Source organism: Paenibacillus sediminis (assembly GCF_017873765.1).
GTDB lineage: Bacteria > Bacillota > Bacilli > Paenibacillales > Paenibacillaceae > Paenibacillus_AG > Paenibacillus_AG sediminis.
Genome location: NZ_JAGGKP010000012.1, coordinates 28,213 through 47,883, shown reverse-complemented (window position 1 = coordinate 47,883; position 19,671 = coordinate 28,213). Strand labels below are relative to the sequence as shown.

The 19,671-nt window shown below is 42.2% G+C and carries 23 protein-coding genes and 1 tRNA gene; 22 read left to right on the top strand and 2 right to left on the bottom strand.

The genetic code is table 11. The features are described from left to right. Window positions 1-514: 514 nt before the first annotated feature. From noc to J2Z20_RS15565, 5 genes are all read left to right on the top strand, one after another. Window positions 515-1,330: a nucleoid occlusion protein gene (noc, locus tag J2Z20_RS15585; RefSeq protein WP_209852419.1), complete on the top strand. Its 816-nt coding sequence runs from the start codon at window positions 515-517 to the stop codon at window positions 1,328-1,330. A gap of 127 nt (window positions 1,331-1,457) precedes the next feature. Then, on the top strand, window positions 1,458-2,219 hold the full coding sequence (locus tag J2Z20_RS15580) for a ParA family protein (RefSeq protein WP_209852416.1): 762 nt from the start codon (window positions 1,458-1,460) through the stop codon (window positions 2,217-2,219). Then, window positions 2,212-3,051 carry a ParB/RepB/Spo0J family partition protein gene (locus tag J2Z20_RS15575; protein WP_209852413.1) on the top strand — a complete coding sequence of 280 codons (840 nt, stop codon included), beginning with the start codon at window positions 2,212-2,214 and terminating at the stop codon, window positions 3,049-3,051. The genes J2Z20_RS15580 and J2Z20_RS15575 overlap by 8 nt, the downstream gene beginning before the upstream one ends. Before the next feature lie 79 nt (window positions 3,052-3,130). After that, a complete protein-coding gene (locus J2Z20_RS15570) occupies window positions 3,131-4,294 on the top strand; it encodes an aminotransferase class V-fold PLP-dependent enzyme (RefSeq protein ID WP_415640037.1) in 1,164 nt (387 codons plus the stop codon). A 27-nt stretch (window positions 4,295-4,321) separates the two neighbouring features. Further along, window positions 4,322-4,822, top strand: a complete 501-nt coding sequence (locus J2Z20_RS15565; protein WP_209852410.1) for a DUF4446 family protein — start codon at window positions 4,322-4,324, stop codon at window positions 4,820-4,822. On the opposite strand, the gene yyaC is transcribed toward J2Z20_RS15565, so the two are convergent. Further along, on the bottom strand, window positions 4,797-5,402 hold the full coding sequence (gene yyaC / locus J2Z20_RS15560; protein ID WP_209852407.1) for a spore protease YyaC: 606 nt from the start codon (window positions 5,400-5,402) through the stop codon (window positions 4,797-4,799). The genes J2Z20_RS15565 and yyaC overlap by 26 nt on opposite strands. A gap of 146 nt (window positions 5,403-5,548) precedes the next feature. Here yyaC and J2Z20_RS15555 point away from each other — a divergent pair, with 146 nt between their 5' ends. The 4 genes from J2Z20_RS15555 to J2Z20_RS15540 all read left to right on the top strand — a co-directional run bounded on the left by J2Z20_RS15555 (window position 5,549) and on the right by J2Z20_RS15540 (window position 7,130). Beyond that, window positions 5,549-5,800, top strand: a complete 252-nt coding sequence (locus J2Z20_RS15555) for a putative Se/S carrier protein (RefSeq protein WP_209852403.1) — start codon at window positions 5,549-5,551, stop codon at window positions 5,798-5,800. A gap of 15 nt (window positions 5,801-5,815) precedes the next feature. After that, window positions 5,816-6,691 carry a mechanosensitive ion channel family protein gene (locus tag J2Z20_RS15550; RefSeq protein WP_209852400.1) on the top strand — a complete coding sequence of 292 codons (876 nt, stop codon included), beginning with the start codon at window positions 5,816-5,818 and terminating at the stop codon, window positions 6,689-6,691. Window positions 6,692-6,732: 41 nt separating this feature from the next. Further along, window positions 6,733-6,957, top strand: a complete 225-nt coding sequence (locus J2Z20_RS15545) for a DUF951 domain-containing protein (RefSeq protein ID WP_209852397.1) — start codon at window positions 6,733-6,735, stop codon at window positions 6,955-6,957. Window positions 6,958-7,039: 82 nt separating this feature from the next. Beyond that, window positions 7,040-7,130 (top strand) — tRNA-Ser (locus J2Z20_RS15540). 355 nt (window positions 7,131-7,485) lie between these two features. Here the strand turns inward: J2Z20_RS15540 and J2Z20_RS15535 are convergent. Further along, the gene (locus J2Z20_RS15535; protein WP_209852394.1) at window positions 7,486-7,680 is read right to left on the bottom strand and encodes a YjzC family protein; all 195 of its coding nucleotides are present in this window, start codon (window positions 7,678-7,680) and stop codon (window positions 7,486-7,488) included. A 191-nt stretch (window positions 7,681-7,871) separates the two neighbouring features. On the opposite strand from J2Z20_RS15535, the gene rpsF reads away from it, so the two are divergent. From rpsF to rplI, 13 genes are all read left to right on the top strand, one after another. After that, window positions 7,872-8,156 carry a 30S ribosomal protein S6 gene (rpsF, locus tag J2Z20_RS15530; RefSeq protein ID WP_209852392.1) on the top strand — a complete coding sequence of 95 codons (285 nt, stop codon included), beginning with the start codon at window positions 7,872-7,874 and terminating at the stop codon, window positions 8,154-8,156. A gap of 51 nt (window positions 8,157-8,207) precedes the next feature. Continuing rightward, window positions 8,208-8,678, top strand: a complete 471-nt coding sequence (gene ssb, locus J2Z20_RS15525) for a single-stranded DNA-binding protein (RefSeq protein ID WP_209852389.1) — start codon at window positions 8,208-8,210, stop codon at window positions 8,676-8,678. A 21-nt stretch (window positions 8,679-8,699) separates the two neighbouring features. After that, entirely contained in the window at window positions 8,700-8,969 is a 270-nt protein-coding gene (gene rpsR, locus J2Z20_RS15520) for a 30S ribosomal protein S18 (protein WP_209852386.1), read from the top strand. A 599-nt stretch (window positions 8,970-9,568) separates the two neighbouring features. Further along, window positions 9,569-11,335, top strand: coding sequence for an ABC transporter substrate-binding protein (locus tag J2Z20_RS15515; RefSeq protein WP_209852383.1), 1,767 nt, complete (start codon window positions 9,569-9,571; stop codon window positions 11,333-11,335). A gap of 67 nt (window positions 11,336-11,402) precedes the next feature. After that, window positions 11,403-12,365, top strand: coding sequence for an ABC transporter permease (locus J2Z20_RS15510; RefSeq protein ID WP_209852381.1), 963 nt, complete (start codon window positions 11,403-11,405; stop codon window positions 12,363-12,365). A gap of 12 nt (window positions 12,366-12,377) precedes the next feature. Next, the gene (gene opp4C, locus J2Z20_RS15505) at window positions 12,378-13,301 is read left to right on the top strand and encodes an oligopeptide ABC transporter permease (RefSeq protein ID WP_209852378.1); all 924 of its coding nucleotides are present in this window, start codon (window positions 12,378-12,380) and stop codon (window positions 13,299-13,301) included. A gap of 10 nt (window positions 13,302-13,311) precedes the next feature. Further along, complete coding sequence (locus tag J2Z20_RS15500) at window positions 13,312-14,289, top strand: ABC transporter ATP-binding protein (protein WP_209852375.1); 978 nt, start codon at window positions 13,312-13,314, stop codon at window positions 14,287-14,289. After that, window positions 14,286-15,251, top strand: a complete 966-nt coding sequence (locus tag J2Z20_RS15495; RefSeq protein ID WP_209852372.1) for an ABC transporter ATP-binding protein — start codon at window positions 14,286-14,288, stop codon at window positions 15,249-15,251. Before J2Z20_RS15500 ends, J2Z20_RS15495 begins: the two co-directional genes overlap by 4 nt. A 185-nt stretch (window positions 15,252-15,436) precedes the next feature. Then, window positions 15,437-15,877 carry a CBS domain-containing protein gene (locus J2Z20_RS15490; RefSeq protein WP_209852370.1) on the top strand — a complete coding sequence of 147 codons (441 nt, stop codon included), beginning with the start codon at window positions 15,437-15,439 and terminating at the stop codon, window positions 15,875-15,877. A gap of 102 nt (window positions 15,878-15,979) precedes the next feature. After that, complete coding sequence (locus J2Z20_RS15485) at window positions 15,980-16,282, top strand: MazG-like family protein (protein WP_209852473.1); 303 nt, start codon at window positions 15,980-15,982, stop codon at window positions 16,280-16,282. A 7-nt stretch (window positions 16,283-16,289) separates the two neighbouring features. Next, complete coding sequence (locus J2Z20_RS15480) at window positions 16,290-17,234, top strand: DUF2232 domain-containing protein (protein ID WP_209852367.1); 945 nt, start codon at window positions 16,290-16,292, stop codon at window positions 17,232-17,234. An 11-nt stretch (window positions 17,235-17,245) separates the two neighbouring features. After that, entirely contained in the window at window positions 17,246-19,231 is a 1,986-nt protein-coding gene (locus J2Z20_RS15475; RefSeq protein ID WP_209852364.1) for a DHH family phosphoesterase, read from the top strand. After that, on the top strand, window positions 19,228-19,671 hold the full coding sequence (gene rplI, locus J2Z20_RS15470; protein ID WP_209852361.1) for a 50S ribosomal protein L9: 444 nt from the start codon (window positions 19,228-19,230) through the stop codon (window positions 19,669-19,671). Before J2Z20_RS15475 ends, rplI begins: the two co-directional genes overlap by 4 nt.

Below are 19,671 nucleotides of genomic sequence, written 5' to 3'. Positions count from 1 at the left end.
AAGAAATAGTTTTTTAAGTTACAGACAGCTAAATCGAAAAAAAGGGGATGAGTATGGGGTGAAAAGTTTACGTGTCGCCTTTGAAATCGTGTATTAACTTAATATTATTCCAATTCAAAATACACGATTTAGGGCAGCGACTGGAACCCTATACACATCCCCTAAACAAGCGCAAAAGTAGAAGTCAGTACCAATAATTTTAATTCTTCTGGTTGATATTGCAATTTCACAATTGCAGGAAAAAACATTCAATAAGAGAATAGGATTATTAACCAAAAAGTGATAGAATAGAATATACAGAATATTCATATCAATAATGAATAATTCTCTTGTATTTATCACTTTATTTTTGAATAATAAGTAATAGATTCACTCTGCTTATTATTCATTTGAAAGAAGCGGATAAGCTCCTGCCTACAGAAGACAGAGCCGCTTCTACTTACATAGTTTGTTTATCTAATGGAAGCACAAGGAATTTATTGTGCTATTATGAAATTAGGTGGTAATCTACGGAATGAAAGAACAATTTTCTAGGTTGTTTGGTTTGACTGAAAAAAGCAGCGGGGACGAAGTCAAGCAAATTCCAGTTGACGAAATAGTAACGAGTCCATATCAACCCCGTACCATCTTCGATGATGAGAAGCTCGAAGAGCTATGTCAGACCATTAAAACGCACGGCGTAATTCAGCCGATTGTCGTTCGTTTTCGCAACAACAAGTATGAGATCATTGCTGGTGAGCGTCGCTGGCGCGCAGTTAATAAGCTCGGACTTGAGACGATTCCAGCCATCATCAGGGAGTTTAACGATTCACAAGCAGCATCGATCGCCTTGATTGAAAATTTGCAGCGTGAAGGGCTTACACCAATCGAAGAAGCGATTGCGTACCAGAAGCTGATTGAACTTCATCAATTAACGCAAGAAAGCTTGGCGCAGCGCCTTGGCAAGAGTCAATCAACGATTGCTAATAAGATTCGCCTTCTTCATCTGCCTGAACCAATCAAAGAAGCGCTTATCAACCGCAAAATTACAGAAAGACATGCTAGAGCACTGCTATCTTTGGATAACGAAGAATTACAGTTGAAGCTTTTGCAAGATATCATTTCCAAAGAACTTAACGTAAAACAAACAGAAGCAAGAATAGCATTTTATAAAGAAGCAGCAAAACAGAAAAAATCGAAGCGCATTTCGTTTACGAAAGATGTACGTCTTGCCTTAAATACGATTCGGCAATCCATCGATATGGTATCTGGTTCGGGAATGGCTATTAAAACGACCGAACAAGATCACGAAGATCACTATGAGATTGTTATCAAGATTCCGAAACGATAGTCAGATGAGCAGCGCTGTTAGGGCGGCATTATAGCCGCTTTTTGTTTCTTTTTGTAGCTCACTTCTTGTTTAATCTGTCATGCTTACAACCCTACAAAAAGATCTCCATATATTGAGGTGAAATGGATTGTCTAAAATCATTGCAATAGCGAATCAGAAGGGTGGGGTCGGTAAAACGACTACATCAGTCAATTTAGGTGCTGCGTTAGCATCACTAGGCAAGCGTGTGTTATTAGTTGATATCGATCCACAAGGGAACACCACAAGCGGAGTGGGGATTAATAAAGCGGATGTTGCCAATTGTATTTATGACATCCTCATCAATGATATCGAGCCGAAGGAAGCCATTGCGGAGACAGGAATTGATGGTCTGCGGATTATTCCGGCTACAATTCAGCTTGCGGGTGCAGAGATTGAGCTTGTGCCGACGATTTCTCGTGAGGTTCGTTTGAAAAAGGCGCTTCATCAAGTGAAAAATCAATATGATTACATTCTTATTGATTGCCCGCCATCACTCGGCATTCTTACGATCAACTCTTTAACAGCTGCCGACTCGGTCATCATTCCAATTCAGTGTGAATATTATGCTTTGGAAGGACTTAGTCAATTGCTGAATACCATTAGACTTGTTCAGAAACAACTTAACACCTCTTTGCAAATTGAAGGTGTTCTGCTTACGATGTTCGATGCTCGGACAAATCTTGGTATTCAGGTAATAGAAGAAGTTAAAAAGTATTTCCAGCAGAAAGTGTACCAAACAATCATTCCCCGTAATGTTCGCTTAAGTGAAGCACCTTCTCATGGACAGTCAATTATTACATATGACCCTCGTTCTAAGGGAGCAGAAGTGTATTTAGAGTTGGCAAAGGAAGTGGTTTCTTATGAGTAAACGACTGGGCAAAGGGCTCGACGCCCTAATTCCTTCGCTATCAATCAATGATGATGACAAGGTCGTAGAAATCCCTCTGAGTCAGCTGCGTCCTAATCCATATCAGCCGCGTAAGACGTTCGACGAGAACTCTATTCAAGAACTTGCCGAGTCGATTCGCCAGCATGGCGTTATTCAGCCCATCATTGTTCGCAGTGTATTGAAAGGTTATGAAATTATTGCGGGTGAGCGGAGATTTAGAGCTTCTCAATATTGCGGGAATGCTACGATTCCGGCAGTTGTTCGTAATTTTACGGATCAGCAGGTAACGGAAATTGCGTTGATTGAAAATTTGCAACGGGAAAATTTGAATGCCATTGAAATTGCTTCGGCATATCAAGGATTAATGGATCAATTTTCTTTAACCCAAGAAGAGCTATCACTGAAAGTAGGCAAATCTCGTTCTCACATTGCTAATTTTCTGAGATTATTATCACTCCCAGAAGAAGTGAAAGAATTTGTTTCACGTGGAACATTATCGATGGGTCATGCGAGAGCCATTGTCGGCATAAAAGATATTGTGCTTGTCAAACAGCTTGCAAAACAAACCATTGAGAATGAATGGAGCGTTCGTGAGCTTGAAGAAGCTGTCAAGAACCTGGAGAATAAAACGAGCGATAAACCAAAAGCGAAAACGAAGAAAAAAGACCCTTATATTGAACAGTTAGAAGAATCGCTACGCGAACGTTTTAAAACGACAGTGAAAATTAAACATAACAAAGATAAGGGTAAAATAGAGCTTAACTACTATAATAAACAGGACTTGGAACGGCTTTTGGAACTGCTTCAGTAATGAAAAAAGTGGCATATCTAACGCTCCCAGTTGGAGAAATTAAGATATGTCACTCTTCTGTCTAAGGGGGTAAACGTGCTTGCTGAATAATGATCATCCAGTTATTTATTTAGATCATGCTGCGACGTCTTGGCCCAAACCGCCAGAAGTGTTCAAGGCGATGCAAGAGGCTTTAATTAAAGCTGGGGCCAACCCCGGAAGAGGAAGTCATGCTATGGCTGTCCAAGCAAGCAGAGTGCTGTTTCGAACAAGACAAATACTATCCGAATTATTTCACATTAAAAATGCTAATGATATTGTGTTTACTTCCAATACAACCATGGCACTTAACTTCGCAATTAAAGGATGGATTAAGCCAGGTGACCATGTTATTGCAACGATGATTGAACACAATTCTGTGAGACGGCCATTGGAATATTTGAAAAGAACTAAGGGTGTAACAGTGGATTATATTCCGGTAAATGAGGAAGGGTCGATCGACCTTAAAAAAGTTGAACAGGCTTTTCGTCCGAATACGTCGTTGGTCGTATGTAATCACAGCTCCAATTTGCTTGGAAGCATTTTACCTGTTGGAGAACTAGGGGATATGGCTCATCGGCATGGCGCTGTATTTGCTGTTGACGCTGCACAAACCGCAGGAACTGTTAACATTGATGTGAATGATATGGATATTGATTTACTCGCTTTTCCTGGGCATAAAGGACTTTTAGGACCTCAAGGGACAGGCGGGTTATATATTGCACCACATATCGATCTAACACCGCTCTTGCATGGAGGGACGGGCAGTCAATCCATCGATACAGATCAACCAAGTGTACGTCCAGATCGATATGAGGCAGGTACGCCAAATACGGTTGGAATTGCTGGACTACATGCGGGCGTACAAACGGTTTTGAATTATACGACTTCACGCTTGTATGAACAAGAGTGGAGGCTGACTCAAAGGCTAATGGATGGTTTGGGGCATATTACTGATATCAAGGTTTTCGGTCCCCAAATGGGGGAAGAGCGAACAGGGATTGTTTCTTTTATAATGGAGGGTAAGGACTCTTCAGAAATTGCTTTTCGTTTGGACCAAGAATTTGGTATCGCGGTAAGAGCTGGATTTCACTGTACTCCATTAGCACATAGTGTAGTAGATACACTGAAAACCGGTGCGGTAAGAGCTAGTGTTGGATATGATACGACAAATGATGATATTGATGTATTGCTTGAGGCGCTGCGACATATCAGCAAGATTTAGAAACGAGTAAGAGGAGAAGGAAGAGGAATGGCAGAATTAAACGCACTCATCATGGGGCAAATATTTTCGATTGTAAGTGTCTTGATTTTTATCGTTTTTGTCATGTTCATTGTGATGATTGCTCAAGGAAGTAAACTTAGAAAAATGCGCCGTAAATATGAGCTCATGATGTCAGGCAGCGGTGTTGAAAACTTGGAGTCCTATTTGATTGATTTAAAATTGCAGCTTGATCGTATTGAAGAGGGGCAAGAAGCTCAGCAGAAACAAATTCGAGCACTTCAAGAGAAGGCGCGTAAAATGAAAGCAAAAGTTGGAATGAAACGCTACAATGCTTTTGCTGAGCACGGCAGTGAACTTAGCTTTTCCCTTGCTATTCTAAATGAACAACAAGATGGAGTCGTCATTACAAGCATATATAACCGTGATGGTTCACTCATGTATTCCAAACAGATTAAAGGCGGAGAATCGATGTTCTCGCTTTCCCCTGAAGAGAAAGAGGCAATTACTCTAGCCCTGCAAGAGGAATAGCACGGTAATGCCATTCTTTAATTGCAGAATAGAGACTGCTGGCAATAATATCAGATAAACGCATCACAAGACTAAGACGTGTGTTTTGCAATACGAAGTATTCCATAAAGCCGCCGACATTGACGATCCCAGTTAAATGGATATCGCCGACCGGCGGTAATTCTTTATGTACGCCTGCTCCGGGCTTGAGAGGGCCTTGTGCTACTTGTATGCAGCCAACACTGGAAGTCTGACCTAAGCATGCATCAATGCCAATAATATATGGATTTGAAAACTGTTCATGAATCGTGTTTAATGTTTCTTGTAAATTCATTGCATGCACAGGCTCGTCCAAAGTACCATAGAGGTGGAATAAAGGGCTGTTGAATTTAGCAAGCGCAGTACCAACTAGAGGTCCTAGACAATCGCCAGTGGAACGATCCGTACCAATACAAACAACGACAATGTGCTGCTTTGAAGCCGTTTCAGATAAATGAAATAACAGCCGGTGTATAATAGCAGTATGTACACTTGGATCTGTGTGGGAAATTTTTAGTGAAGGATAGATTTCTGTATTAGGGGATTGGCCAATATGGGACATATAATCTTCCTTTCGTATGCAGATGGTAGTAACTAGTATATGGATGGAAGCCCCTTTTTATACTTCGCCTTACTATACTTCAATAGAGAAATTCATAGACACTAAAATATACAGACTTCTCACGAAAATGGTTAGGGGGAAATGATATGGATTCGTGGTTCTTGATGGCCTTTGATTCCACTCAGCAGGCGCTTAGGGCGGAAATGTTGTTAGAATATGCAGAAATTGAAATCGATTTATTTCCTACACCCAAAGAAATTACGGCAGGATGCGCACTATCCATTCAATTTCCACCGGAACATCTGCAGTCGGTAAAGATGATTATTCGTGATGAGCAGGTCGAGATCAGAGGTATTTATTTTAAAAATGGAAATGGGTATGATAACATCGACTTATAGAGGGGAGACGAGCAAATGATAATACCCTTAAAAGTTGAAAATACGGAACAAGCTATTCAAGAAGCTATAACGTTTAAGGAACAAATGTGGAAATTGTTTACCGATTCGGCCATGTGGCAAAGTGTCTTTTTTTCTGGGATACGCATTGTTTTTATCTTTATTATGACAAGACTCGCTATTGTCATTGTAGATCGAATTATTGATCGGTCCATGCAGCGTCAAGAAAAGAGTCGTTTGAATATGAACCCGAGACGGTTTGTAACCGTCGGTGAACTGCTCAAAAATGTGACGTCGTTTGTATGTAACTTTTTCATGATTATGCTCATTCTGACCGAATTCGGTGTAAAAATCGGACCGCTGATGGCTGGAGCAGGTGTCATTGGACTTGCAGTCGGTTTTGGCGCACAGAGCTTAGTGAAGGATGTTATAACGGGTTTCTTTATTATTTTAGAAGACCAGTTTGCTGTAGGGGATGTCATTCAGACAGGCTCTTACAAAGGAACGGTAGAAATGATTGGTCTACGTACTACCCGAATTGTAAGCTGGACAGGAGAAGTTCATATTATTCCGAACGGTCTGATTACGAGCGTAACCAATTATTCATTGTCGAATGCACTAGCAGTTGTAGATATTCCTTGGAAAACGGAAAGTAATTTAGAAGAAGCGATCAGCATTATTAAGCAAGCGGTTAGCGGGCTGACAGAACGAAATGAATATGTATTAAGTATGCCAGATGTACTTGGGGTACAGTCGTTAAGCACTTCAGAATTCGTTATTAGAGTTGCAGCAGAATGTATGCCGAATACGAAAGAGAAGGTAGAGAGACAAATTCAATTGGAAGTAAGAAAAGCTTTAGAGCAGACAGAGGAAATTAGACAAGCACTGCAGTAACCTTTCACTCATGAGACAAAAGTAGAGGAGGAGAGCCCAGAATGGAACGGAAAACATTTGGACTTGGCGACATTGTGCAGATGAAGAAGCCCCACCCATGCGGCACCAATGAAATGGAAATTATCCGGATGGGTATGGATATTCGAATCAAGTGTGTGGGATGTAAACATAGCGTGTTGATTCCGCGTGCAAAATTCGAAAAGAACTTAAAAAAAGTGTTGCGATCTTCAGCCTCAGACACGGATCAGAGTGGGAGTATAGTGTAACGTAATACATTGGAGTTGCGAGACCATTGACATCATTTCTCTTGCAATTTGATCCGAGCTTTGGTATAATCACTTTTGCTGCGGAAAGGTACCCAAGAGGTCCAAGGGGGCTGACTCGAAATCAGCTAGGCGTCATCAGGCGTGCGTGGGTTCGAATCCCACCCTTTCCGCCACAATGAACAACTCCTATAATAAAATGAACCCTTCACATAAATGTGAAGGGTATTTTATTTATTTGAATAAATAACCAAAGAAGGACCTTTTCAGGCCCTCCATTTGGGACGGTGATCATTTTTGAAACGGAACTCATCATCATACAACATATCATTGAAACATTAGGTGTATTGTTTAGGCAATACTTGTGCTAATGACTATAGTGTCTTTGGCACGTCCCCTCGCTTCCTATGCGTATTAGACTAGATCTCCTATGCGTTGTTCAGTGTTCAACGGAACCACACCTCGCTAATTCCACCGTCAGAGTTTATTATGACCTGAACTAAAAAGTTTATACGCGGGTTCTTAGTGAAATTAATGGACGCGCGCTTTGGTCATCTTTTTCCACTTACGATTTTTGTTTGTCGTCTCAGGAAATGTTTCACCGGCCTGCAGCTTTATGCGCTTAGGATTTTGAATTTCCGTATGGAAACTTTTTTCACCGACCTCCATATATACACCATCATTCGGTGCTTTATCACCTGGTTCAAATTCAGTTTGTTCACCCATGAGATCAACCTCCTTTATGGATTATTGCTGCAACATTATTGTGTACACGTTCCTATATATTCATGTGTCACAGACGAATGAAGGACTTGCAAGCATCCCCGCTTTTTGTTATATTTATTTGGTGCGAGTTTGTGCTCGTTCCTTGCTCTCAACTTAGATTGAGGGCCTTAGTCCAAAAGGAGGTGAAAGATATGCGCAAATACGAAGTGATGTACATTATTCGTCCTGACCTTGAACAAGAAGCTGTTCAAGCAACCGTCGAAAAATTCCAAGGCATCATCTCCAACGGTGGCGAAATTACTAAACACGAAGTGATGGGTAAACGCCGTCTTGCGTATGAGATTAAAAAATTCCGTGATGGAGTTTATGTTCTAGTTAACTTCAACGCTGAACCAGCGGTAGTTACTGAACTTGAACGTCTCATGAAAATTTCTGACGAAGTCATTCGTTATCTCATTACGAACGACGTAGCTTAATGGAACATCTCGTGATTAGTGAAATGAATCGCTCAAAGGAGGGGGATTGGATTGTTAAACCGTGTCATTCTAATCGGCCGGCTGACTCGTGATCCGGAATTGCGGTACACACCATCTGGTGTTGCTGTAACGCAGTTTACGCTTGCCGTTGATCGTCCTTTTACAGGACAAGGCGGAGAACGAGAAGCAGATTTTATCCCGGTCGTAACCTGGAGACAATTGGCGGAGACGTGCGCTAACTATTTACGTAAAGGCCGTTTGACGGCTGTAGAAGGGCGCATTCAAGTGCGGAATTATGAGAATAACGAAGGTAAACGTGTATACGTGACTGAAGTTATTGCTGATAATGTTCGTTTCTTAGAATCGTCAAATCGTGAAGGTAGCAGCGGTGGAATGCGAGAGGAATCTCCATTTGGAGGGGGCGGCGAAAGTCGCAACAACAACTTCTCACGCAGCAATCAGGATCCTTTTTCCGATGACGGAAAACCGATTGATATTTCGGATGATGATTTGCCATTTTAATAACGGAAAGGACTGAATAGAATGAGCTTTAAACAAAAAGAAGGCGGAGACGACAAAAGACCAGCGCGCCGCGGTGGCCGTAACAAACGTCGTAAAGTATGCTACTTCACTGTGAATAAAATTACTCACATTGACTATAAAGATACTGATTTGCTGAAGAAATTCATCAGCGAACGCGGTAAAATTTTGCCACGCCGTGTAACTGGCACTAGTGCAAAATATCAACGTATGTTGACGATCGCGATCAAACGCGCTCGCCAAATCGCATTGCTTCCTTACACAACTGAGTAAGGTTGAAATAGAAGAGAGGCAGCTGGGAAACCAGCTGTCTTTTTGTTTTTCCTATGTACACATGTGCATAAAAATCACTAGACTCTATATCACTTGGTGTTGCAGATTTTGTATTGTGATTCTATGAGTGACCTGCGCAACATAAAATATGAAAAAAAGATATTTACAATATTAGGATATAAATACATAATATATGTAAGCGTTTTGAATTTAAATGCTTTTTATCTGCACTGAGCTCCTATTAAAAAGTTAATTTCCTTCATGAATTCTCTCCATAAAAGTTAATTTATATCGTTTATTCTTACACTAATTCATCATTTTTGAACGAAGCATTATTTTTGTTATAAATTTCAAAATTTGTATTGACCTGTGTTAAATTATCGCCTATTATTTACATTAATTTACTCAACATTAACATTTTTGAATATTATTTTTTTTTAATAAGAATGAACTACATAATTTCTCAGTCATTAAGACGCGGTATCCGCGGCAACTTCCTACCAGATTTGAAAGCTGCTAATAAGATAATTATTTATGGATAATTTTTTTATTATCCTAATAATTTATAAGCTTTATCAAAAATTCTAAGGAGGGTTTGCATGAGAAAGAGAATGTCGTTATTGCTAGTCATGATGTTGCTGTCCTTCAGCGTGCTCGCAGCTTGCGGCGGTTCAAAGACAGCCGAACCAGCGACTACAGGGGAGACGGTGACAGAACCTGCTAAACCAGCAGATGAGACTACACCACAACCAGAACCTGCTAAGGAAGCAACTCCAGCAGGAAGTGAAGGATTGTATGAGGCAGCTGATATGTCTTTGAATCCAGCGCCTGCTGCAAACCGCAAGGATACTTTAATTGTAGGTATGACATCGCCTAAAGGGGTATTTAATCCACTTTATGGCGAGACAACGTATGACAAATATGTTTTTGACGTTATATTTGACTACTTCTTACAAGTCAAAGGTGACGGTACTTATGAGAACAGCCTTGCTGACAGCATAGATGTATCCCCAGATGGACTGAAATATACATTCCATCTGAAACCAGGCGTGAAATATACAGATGGCTCGCCAGTCACTGTTAAGGACTACGCCTTTGCGTTGAAAGTATTGCATGACGCAAGCTACGATGGACCAATTGATATACTCTCTTTCAAAGTCAAAGGGGGACAAGATTATCACGATGGCAAAGCTAAAGATATTTCAGGCATTAAAATTATCGATGATAACACGATAGAAATCGAAGTGACTGAACCTACTGCATACACGAGGGACACACTTGGAACGGTTCCGTTTATTCCGGAAGCTTACTATGGTAAAGGTTATAAACAAGGCGATCTTGAGTATATCAAAGCATTGCACGACAAGCCGCTTGGAAGCGGACCATACATCTTAAAGAGCTTTACTCCAGGGCAAGAAGCTGATTTGGAAGCAAATCCGAACTATTTTAAAGGAGCGCCTAAGATCAAAAATCTGATCTATAAAGCGACGACCGACGAAACGAAACTTGCCATGCTGCAGTCCGGTGAAATTGATATGGACCATGTTACGGTTAACCAGGACAACGTAGATGAATTACAAGGAATGGGTTTCCTTGACGTTAACATCTTCCCAACAAACGGGTATGGATATGTTGCATTCAACTTTAAAGAGAAGAAATTCCAAGATCAAAAAGTTCGTCAAGCCTTGGTATATGGTTTGAACCGTAAAGAAATTGTGGAAGGCGTATACGGTAAATTTGCCGACGTCATTAACATTCCTCAGTCTAAAGTGTCATGGGCATATACAAATGAAGGAATTGAACCATATGATTTCAATATGGACACTGCGAAGAAACTTCTGGATGATGCTGGCTGGAAAGTGGGTGCTGACGGCATTCGCGAGAAAGATGGAGAGAAGTTCAAAATCAATTTCTCAGCTACAGCGGATAACCCGGTCGTAGATGCGCTGTTGCCAATCATGACGAAGAACTATAAAGAACTTGGTATCGATATTGCTGCTGAAACGCTCGATTTCAACGCCATCATGGATAAGAAGGACAAAGGCGATTTTGATATGTTCTTCGCGGCATGGGGATTAACCCCAGATCCGGACAGCACAGTATATATTACAAAAGGCGCACAAAATGACGTGGGCTACTCCAACAAAACAGTTGATGAGTGGTCTGACAAAGGTAAGAAGGAACTCAACTTCGATAAACGTAAAGAAGACTACAAAGCATTGTATCAAGAATTGAACAAAGATTTGCCAGCCATCTTCATGTACCAAAGAAGAGATATGTGGGCAATTAACGGTAGAGTTAACGGCCTAGAAATTACTCCATACAAAGACTTCATTTATTCGCTTTACACAGCTGAACTTGAATAAATCAGCATGAACTATATGCTCAGCCCGGAAGGGCTGAGCATATCAACTATAAGGCGGGAGGAATAGTATGAGGCAGTACATGATTAGAAGGCTACTGCAAATCATTCCGACATTGATCGGAATATCCATTATTGTGTTTGCAATTTCCGCCATGGTTCCAGGCGACTATATAACAGCCCAGAATAATCCGAATATGTCTAAAGAGAAGGCTGCTCAGCTTCGGCAAATTTACGGTTTGGATAAGCCGGTAGTAGAAAGATACTTTGTTTGGGCGGGCAACATGTTAAAGGGCAATCTCGGAGATTCTCTATCACATAAGCAGCCCGTTACGAAAGTGATGAATAACTATGTATGGAATTCATTTATTATCGCTTTCTGTACTTTGGTTCTAAGCTGGCTTATTGCGGTGTTTGCCGGAGTTTTCTCAGCTAAGTTCCAGTACTCCTTATTTGATAAAATAGTAACCTTACTCATCTTTATTTGTATGTCTCTTCCTTCTTTTTTCATTGGTCTTCTGCTTATTAAACTGTTTGCCCTTGAATTTAAAATGTTCCCTGTTGGGGGAATGACGACGGCTGGGATTAATGCTCACGGTTGGGCTCACATCGTTGATGTGGCTAAACATATGTTCCTTCCAACGTTAGTATTGACGATGCTTAGTACAGGTAGCTTGACACGCTATTTCCGTACGAGCATGCTCGAAGTGATCCGTCAAGACTATATCCGTACTGCACGTGCCAAAGGACTTAAGGAACGAACTGTTATATTCAAGCATGCGCTTCGCAATGCGCTGCTCCCAGCGATTACACTCTTGGGATTTGAATTACCGGCGTTGTTTGGCGGAGCGATCATATTGGAGAGAGTTTTCGTGTGGCCAGGTATCGGACAGGTGTATCTTGAATCGATTAATATGCGCGATTATCCTTTTATGCTTGGATTCACAATCTTCATTGCCGTTCTAACACTACTCGGTAATCTGCTCTCCGACGTGCTTTATGGAGTGGCCGATCCAAGAATTCGCTTAAAGTAGGAGGAGATTCAATTGTCCCTAGCATCTGCACCTTTAAACACGAATGTCGAAGTTCCAAAGCAGAAGCCAGATTCTCCTTGGAGAATTGCTTATCGTAGGTTTACACGTAATAGGCTCGCTTTAATTGGGCTTTTTGTTTTAATAATGATGTTCCTCATTTGTTTTATCGGACCATTATTTTCACCGTATAACTTGTACGATTATAATTTGGCGGATAAAAATCAATCACCGAATGCTAGGTACTGGCTTGGTACTGACAAGTTTGGAAGGGATATTCTGCTACGCATGATGCTGGCGGGACGAATATCATTATTGGTTGGTGTCGTTGCTACAACGATTGCGGTCGTTATCGGAGCTACCTTAGGCGCTCTCTCCGGGTTTTATAAGAAGAGTGTCGACACGATTACCATGAGGATTACAGATATCATTATGGCATTACCAACGCTCCCTATTTTAATTATATTGGGTGCGGTCCTATCCGATTTAAAGGTTGATCCATCTCATCGCATTTATTTCTTGATGCTCATCATCGGATTACTCCAATGGCCCTATCTCTCTCGGCTTATAAGAGGCCAAATTCTTACGCTTCGAGAGCAGGAGTTCATGCAGGCAACGGAAGCACTCGGGCTTAGTGACCATCGTAAAATATTCCGTCACCTGCTGCCAAACACCATTCCGATCATTATTGTATGGGCTACGCTTTCCGTCGCAGGCGCTATTATAACGGAATCGGCTTTGAGTTTTCTTGGCCTTGGTGTAGTTCAACCGACTCCATCCTGGGGTAATATGATTTCGGCTGCCAACAGTCTAATCGATTTTCGGAAAAGACCGTGGATTTGGATCCCACCAGGAATATGCATTCTCATTACTGTTGTAGCGATCAACTTGATCGGTGACGCTCTTCGTGACGCGCTGGATCCCAAAATGAAGAAGTAGGAGATGCGATATGGCAAAAGATCTAGTGGAATTTCATAATTTAAAAACGTATTTTCATACATCTGCTGGTACCGTAAAAGCCGTTGATGATGTGACCTTTAGCATACGGGAGGGTGAGACGCTGTGTGTCGTTGGTGAATCTGGGTGCGGAAAGAGCGTTACCGCGATGTCGCTGATGCGCTTAATTGATACACCTCTAGTTGAAGGTAAAATTCTATTTGAAGGAAAAGATGTACTTCAGCTTTCGAAACGAGAAATGAGCCAAATTCGGGGCAATGACATCTCTATTATTTTTCAGGAGCCGATGTCCTCATTAAATCCCGTGCTGACGATTGGTGAGCAGATTGTAGAGCCGCTTATGCTCCATATGCTTCTTGACCGGAAGGAAGCGAAGAAGCGGGCTATTGAATTAATTAGTCTGGTTGGCATTCCAAGACCTGAGAAAATTTTTGATTCCTACCCGCATGAACTGAGCGGCGGGATGCGCCAGCGCATTATGATTGCGATTGCACTTAGCTGCAATCCGAAGCTGTTAATTGCTGATGAACCTACAACCGCGCTCGATGTAACGATCCAAGCCCAAATCTTAGACTTAATGCGCGATATTAAAGATAAGTTCAAAACATCAATTATGCTCATTACACATGACCTTGGAGTTGTCGCGGAGATGGCGGATTACGTTATTGTCATGTATGCAGGCAAGGTTATTGAAGAAGCTCACGTTCTCGATTTATATAAAAACCCGAAACATCCATATACACAAGGTTTGTTAAAGGCTAAACCTATTATCAATCAAGAGCAGGAACGATTATATTCTATACCAGGTCAGGTACCTAACCCTATTGAACTTGGCGATAACTGTCACTTTCATGAACGGTGCGCTTTTTGTATGAATATTTGCCGTGAGAAGCAGCCTCCGCTAAGGAAAGACGTGAACGGTCATAAAGTAGCTTGCTGGCTGTATGAAGAGGAGGGGAAGGCACAATGAGTCAAGCTCTATTAGAAATCGATCATTTAAAAAAATACTTTCCCATTACTGGCGGAGTTCTTCAGAGAACGGTCGGCAACGTGAAGGCAGTTGATGATATATCATTTAAGATCCACCGGGGTGAATCTTTTGGTTTAGTAGGTGAATCTGGTTGCGGAAAAAGCACCGTTGGACGAACGATTTTGCGTCTGCTTGAGAAAACATCGGGTACTGTTCTTTATAAGGGACAGGATATTCACGGCTTATCGAGAAACAGTATGCGTTCACTTCGTCCTAAAATGCAAATTGTATTTCAGGACCCATACAGCTCACTTAATCCGCGAATTAAAGTAGGGGAAGCGATAGGAGAAGCGTTATTAGATCATGGATTGGTCGACCGGAAGGATCTCAAAGATAAAGTCATTGAAACACTTAAAATTTGCGGACTCGCACATTATCATTACGACCGTTATCCTCATGAATTTTCAGGAGGACAGCGGCAACGGATCGGTATAGCACGCGCACTCATTTTAAATCCGGAATTTGTCGTTGCGGATGAACCCGTTTCTGCGCTGGATGTGTCTATCCAAGCACAAATTATTAACCTGCTTAGTGATTTGCAGCAGGATAAGCACCTTACATATATGTTCATCTCGCACGATCTGAGCGTTGTGAAGCATCTCTGCACCCGCATTGGCGTTATGTATTTAGGGTCAATGGTCGAAATGGGAAGTAAGGACGAGCTTTTCCGAAATCCGCTCCATCCTTACACAAAAGCACTTTTATCGGCTATTCCGATTCCTGATCCGACACTGAAACGTGAGCGGATTGTTCTCAAAGGCGATATTCCAAGTCCCGCTAATCCGCCTTCGGGCTGCAAGTTCCATACTCGGTGCCCGGTAGCGACAGATCTTTGTAAAGAACAAGTGCCGGAATATAGAGATATGGGTGGAAATCACTTTGTAGCATGCCATCTTGTATAAAAGAGCTGAGCAATATCTCTTATGGCCTTAGGTTGTTTCTTGAACAGTCATGCCATACATGTGTACAATGAAATCAGTAGCCATCCTATATTCGGCTGCTGATTTTTGCGTTATTTTATGGAACATGAATGGGTATGAATACGTATGATTTAGGGGAACCTTGCCAAAGGACGAGGAGGATTTTTATGAATATTGCTTTTTTTCTGCTGCCTAAACAGGAAGTAGCCTATTTGACTTTGGATTCTACGCTCAGGCAGACACTGGAGCGGATGGAGCACCATCGTTACACTGCAGTACCTATTTTGGATAAAGAAGGACAATACGCTGGTACGGTCACGGAAGGTGATCTATTATGGTATATGAAGAACTCTAATGGTCAGGTCAATTTTGAGAACGCTTCAAAATTTTTGTTAAAAGAGGTGCCGCTCAAAATGGATATAAAGCCAGTGTCGATTGAGGCGAATATGGAGGATCTGATTAATCTGGTGAAAGTTCAGAACTTTGTGCCGGTCGTCGATGATATGAACCGTTTTATCGGTATTGTGAGACGCAGTCAGATTATTGAATATTGTGAGAAGTTTGTATCACGCGAGCAGACAGAATCGGCTAACTCCGCTCATGTATGATTCAAGCCTTATTATTGTGCGGTCCCCGCTTGGTGTGAGGGCCGTTTATTTATGTTATAATGGAGAATAAAGCTTTTTTTAGGGAGAGTGACATTGCCGAAAATGCATAAAGAAATGGATGTAGCCAAACGTGCTAAAGTGATTGAATGGCTCAAAACCGAAGTAGTCGATCATGTATCCCGATTGTTCAAGGCATTGTGGGAAGGCAGCACAGGGCGTGTGGCAGATAGTCTCGCCAGCTTAATCGTAAGTAGTTACATTCTAGGACGCAGACTCGGAGTGTCATACCTCGATTTAGATGATGCCATCATTGATAAACTAAAAAGGCATAAACAAGAAGGGCACCAGCTTGAAGATTGGTACCAAGATATTTCCGCGCTAGAAGAACATATGCGTAAGAGGTGAAAACATTTTGAAATTGCGCTGGACATCGCTCGCATGGAGTGCTGCATATTTGCTCCTCCTGCTCTCTTTAGGAACTCCACTCACCGTAATTACCGGTTTATTCTTGGTGTTACCGGCTGTGGTGCTCTACACGACGCTATCAACGAAGCAATTTATATTGCACCTTGTCGTGATTTGGCTTGCTGCTGCACTTATTGCAGGGCCTGTAATTTTACTATTATCCACTTATTTTTTAATTCCAGCGATTGTGATGGGAAGGCTATATAAGAAACGTGCCCCAGCTCTGCAAACGATTATGGCAGGTATGGTGACTATTTTAGCGGAATCGTTAATTATGCTTCTTATCATTACCACTGTCTATCAAGTCGATTTGTCTGGAACGATTCATGATTTGTTCACAAATGTCGTTGATATGACTTCAGATCCGCTGTCAGGTGTGTCGGGAGGGGGTACACTTGCCGGCGATTTTGGCTGGACTCCCGAAACGACAGAGCAACTATCAGATCTAACCGTACAAATGATTCCTTACGGATTAATCATTAGTTCTTTTTTTATGGCGATTATTACGCACGCGATTGCAAGGCCAGCGATCGAAAGCTTGGGTCATTCTGTGCCTAAACTGAAGCCAGCTAAAGATTGGAGACTTCCAAGAACGATTATTTTGTATTATTTTATTGGATTTATATTTGAACTGATTGCTAAGGATTCAGACAACCATTTTGTGAACATGATTGCAGCAAATCTAACGCCGATCATTAATGTCTGTTTCTCGATCCAAGCGATTGGGTTCTTATTCTTCATCGCTCACGTAAGAAAATGGAATTCGGCCATTCCTGTGCTGTTAGCGATTCCGCTTGCGTTACTGCATCCATTATTACCGGTGTTAAGAATTATTGGTATTTTGGACCTTGCTTTTCCTATGCGTGAGATGATTACAAGACCAAGAAGATAGGGTGAGAAGTCATGCCGAAATTTTTGCAAAAACGCTGGCACGGCTACCAGAGTGTCTGGGCGGTTATGCTTCTGCTGCTGCTTGTCATTTTGATATCTTGGTATAATTGGATACTAGGGGCAGCAAGCCTTTTCTTAGTTGGCATCGTAAGCTTATCGATGGTTCAAGCAGAACGCAGGTTCCGTAAAGAGCTGGAGGAGTACGTTGTCAATTTGTCATTCCGAATTCAGCGGATTGAAGGTGAAGTCGTTAGTACATTACCCTTTGGGATTGTGCTTTACGGCGAAGACAGAACGGTAGAATGGCATAACAACTATGTAAGTCATATGTTCGATTCCGAGTCGCTTATCGGAACGCCGCTCGCAGAATTGTTCCCTAAGCTTCCATCTCCTTCTCGTGATTGGGATGGAAAGATGCTAAGCAAAGAGACAGTTACTGAAATTACACATGGGGATTCTACTTTTGAACTGACGATCCTTCATGATGAACGGCTCATATATATCCGCGATATTACGGAATTTGCCGTTGTTCGTAATAAGTACGAGGACGAGAAGCTCGCGATCGGAATCATTATGATGGATAATATAGACGAAGCGGCACAAGGAATGGATGATCAGCAGCGGACGGCTCTTATTGCCAAAGTAGCTACGCGCATTATCGAGTGGGGTAAACAGTATAATGTCTATTTACGCCGCCTATCATCGGATCGCTATCTCATGCTGTTAAATCAGAAAATGCTTAAAGAGCTCGAACATAGCCGTTTTGTCATACTGGATGAAGTGCGTGAGATGACAGCTGATCTGAAAGTGCCGCTCACGCTAAGTATTGGCCTTGCCTTTGGATCGGACAGTATTACTGAGCTTGGTGAGCTCGCACAATCCAGTTTGGATATGGCGCTTGGCCGCGGCGGTGACCAGGCTGCAGTAAAAGCCGGGCAGCGTCTATCCTTCTACGGAGGAAAATCGAATGCGGTTGAGAAGCGGACCCGTGTTCGGGCCCGGGTCATTGCGCACGCACTGCGCGATTTGATGCAAGAGAGCGACCGGGTTATTGTGATGGGACACCGAATGCCGGATATGGATGTACTGGGAGCTTCCATTGGCGTTGTTAAGGCCGCTCAAATGTATAATGTAGAATCTCATATCGTCCTTGACAGACCGAATCCTTCGATTCAGAACATGCTAGATCTTATTGAGAAGGAAGAACAGATAGCAAGCAGTTTCGTTACACCGGAGCAGGCGTTCCAAATGATGACGGAACATACGCTGCTCGTCGTGGTGGATACACACAAAGCTTCAATGACGATGGAGCCCAAACTTGTGCATGAGGCGTCAAGGGTCGTAGTCGTTGACCATCATCGCCGCGGCGAAGAATTTATTAACGATGCTGTACTTGTCTATATGGAGCCTTATGCTTCATCTGCCAGCGAGCTGGTGACGGAGCTGCTTCAATATATTCATGAAAAAGTGAAAATAAACGCACTTGAAGCGACGACACTATTGGCAGGAATTACAGTTGATACGAAGCATTTTTCGCTTCATACTGGTTCTCGTACGTTTGAAGCAGCCAGCTTTCTTAGAAGAAATGGCGCCGATCCAATTCTGGTGCAGCGTATGCTGAAGGAAGATTTGGAAGAGTACATTGAGAAAGCAGAGATTATTAAACGTACAAAAATGATTTATGGCAATATCGCGCTTGCGGTTGTGGAGCCGGATCATAAAGTGCCGCAACTCACCATTGCACAGGTTGCGGACACGCTTCTTAATATGACGGACGTGTACGCGTCGTTTGTCATAAGCCAGCGCCCGGATGGGCTGATCGGTATTAGCGCTCGTTCCTTAGGGAAAATGAACGTTCAAGTCGTTATGGAACGTCTGGGCGGAGGCGGACATTTAACGAACGCGGCTGCGCAGCTTAATTGTACACTGGCTGAAGCCGAGCAAAAGTTATTGGAAGTGCTAGCTGAAATTGATAAGGAAGAGGGGTTGTTCGAATGAAAGTCATTTTTTTGAAAGACGTTAAAGGACAAGGCAAAAAAGGGGAAGTTAAAGAAGTTTCTGAAGGATATGCAACCAATTTCTTACTGCCAAAAGGTCTAGTTCGTCCTGCGACAGAAGGTAATATGAAGACGCTCGAACATCAAACGGCAGCAGAACAAAAACGCAAACAGCAAGAGAAAGAAGAAGCGCAGGCGCTTGGCAAGAAGCTTGAAGAAATGACTGTTCAGCTCAAAGCAAAAGCGGGTGAAGGCGGACGTCTGTTCGGCGCTATTACAAGTAAACAAATTAGCGAAGCTTTGCAAGGCTTGGGCATAAAAATAGATAAACGTAAAATTGAATTAAACGATCCAATACGAACACTAGGTGTGACACAGGTGCCTGTAAAACTGCATCCTGAAGTGAAAGCAACACTTAAAGTTCAAGTAACGGAGGAATAA

What these genes read in the sequence shown, in the direction of transcription:
- J2Z20_RS15485 (WP_209852473.1), top strand. Translation starts at nt 15,980, where the DNA reads ATGCATAAAGAAATGGATGTAGCCAAACGTGCTAAAGTGATTGAATGG.
- rplI (WP_209852361.1), top strand. Translation starts at nt 19,228, where the DNA reads ATGAAAGTCATTTTTTTGAAAGACGTTAAAGGACAAGGCAAAAAAGGG.
- J2Z20_RS15475 (WP_209852364.1), top strand. Translation starts at nt 17,246, where the DNA reads ATGCCGAAATTTTTGCAAAAACGCTGGCACGGCTACCAGAGTGTCTGG.
- J2Z20_RS15490 (WP_209852370.1), top strand. Translation starts at nt 15,437, where the DNA reads ATGAATATTGCTTTTTTTCTGCTGCCTAAACAGGAAGTAGCCTATTTG.
- J2Z20_RS15555 (WP_209852403.1), top strand. Translation starts at nt 5,549, where the DNA reads ATGGATTCGTGGTTCTTGATGGCCTTTGATTCCACTCAGCAGGCGCTT.
- J2Z20_RS15535 (WP_209852394.1), bottom strand. Translation starts at nt 7,680, where the DNA reads ATGGGTGAACAAACTGAATTTGAACCAGGTGATAAAGCACCGAATGAT.
- J2Z20_RS15575 (WP_209852413.1), top strand. Translation starts at nt 2,212, where the DNA reads ATGAGTAAACGACTGGGCAAAGGGCTCGACGCCCTAATTCCTTCGCTA.
- noc (WP_209852419.1), top strand. Translation starts at nt 515, where the DNA reads ATGAAAGAACAATTTTCTAGGTTGTTTGGTTTGACTGAAAAAAGCAGC.
- J2Z20_RS15515 (WP_209852383.1), top strand. Translation starts at nt 9,569, where the DNA reads ATGAGAAAGAGAATGTCGTTATTGCTAGTCATGATGTTGCTGTCCTTC.
- J2Z20_RS15495 (WP_209852372.1), top strand. Translation starts at nt 14,286, where the DNA reads ATGAGTCAAGCTCTATTAGAAATCGATCATTTAAAAAAATACTTTCCC.
- rpsR (WP_209852386.1), top strand. Translation starts at nt 8,700, where the DNA reads ATGAGCTTTAAACAAAAAGAAGGCGGAGACGACAAAAGACCAGCGCGC.
- J2Z20_RS15500 (WP_209852375.1), top strand. Translation starts at nt 13,312, where the DNA reads ATGGCAAAAGATCTAGTGGAATTTCATAATTTAAAAACGTATTTTCAT.
- J2Z20_RS15550 (WP_209852400.1), top strand. Translation starts at nt 5,816, where the DNA reads ATGATAATACCCTTAAAAGTTGAAAATACGGAACAAGCTATTCAAGAA.
- yyaC (WP_209852407.1), bottom strand. Translation starts at nt 5,402, where the DNA reads ATGTCCCATATTGGCCAATCCCCTAATACAGAAATCTATCCTTCACTA.
- J2Z20_RS15545 (WP_209852397.1), top strand. Translation starts at nt 6,733, where the DNA reads ATGGAACGGAAAACATTTGGACTTGGCGACATTGTGCAGATGAAGAAG.
- rpsF (WP_209852392.1), top strand. Translation starts at nt 7,872, where the DNA reads ATGCGCAAATACGAAGTGATGTACATTATTCGTCCTGACCTTGAACAA.
- J2Z20_RS15510 (WP_209852381.1), top strand. Translation starts at nt 11,403, where the DNA reads ATGAGGCAGTACATGATTAGAAGGCTACTGCAAATCATTCCGACATTG.
- J2Z20_RS15565 (WP_209852410.1), top strand. Translation starts at nt 4,322, where the DNA reads ATGGCAGAATTAAACGCACTCATCATGGGGCAAATATTTTCGATTGTA.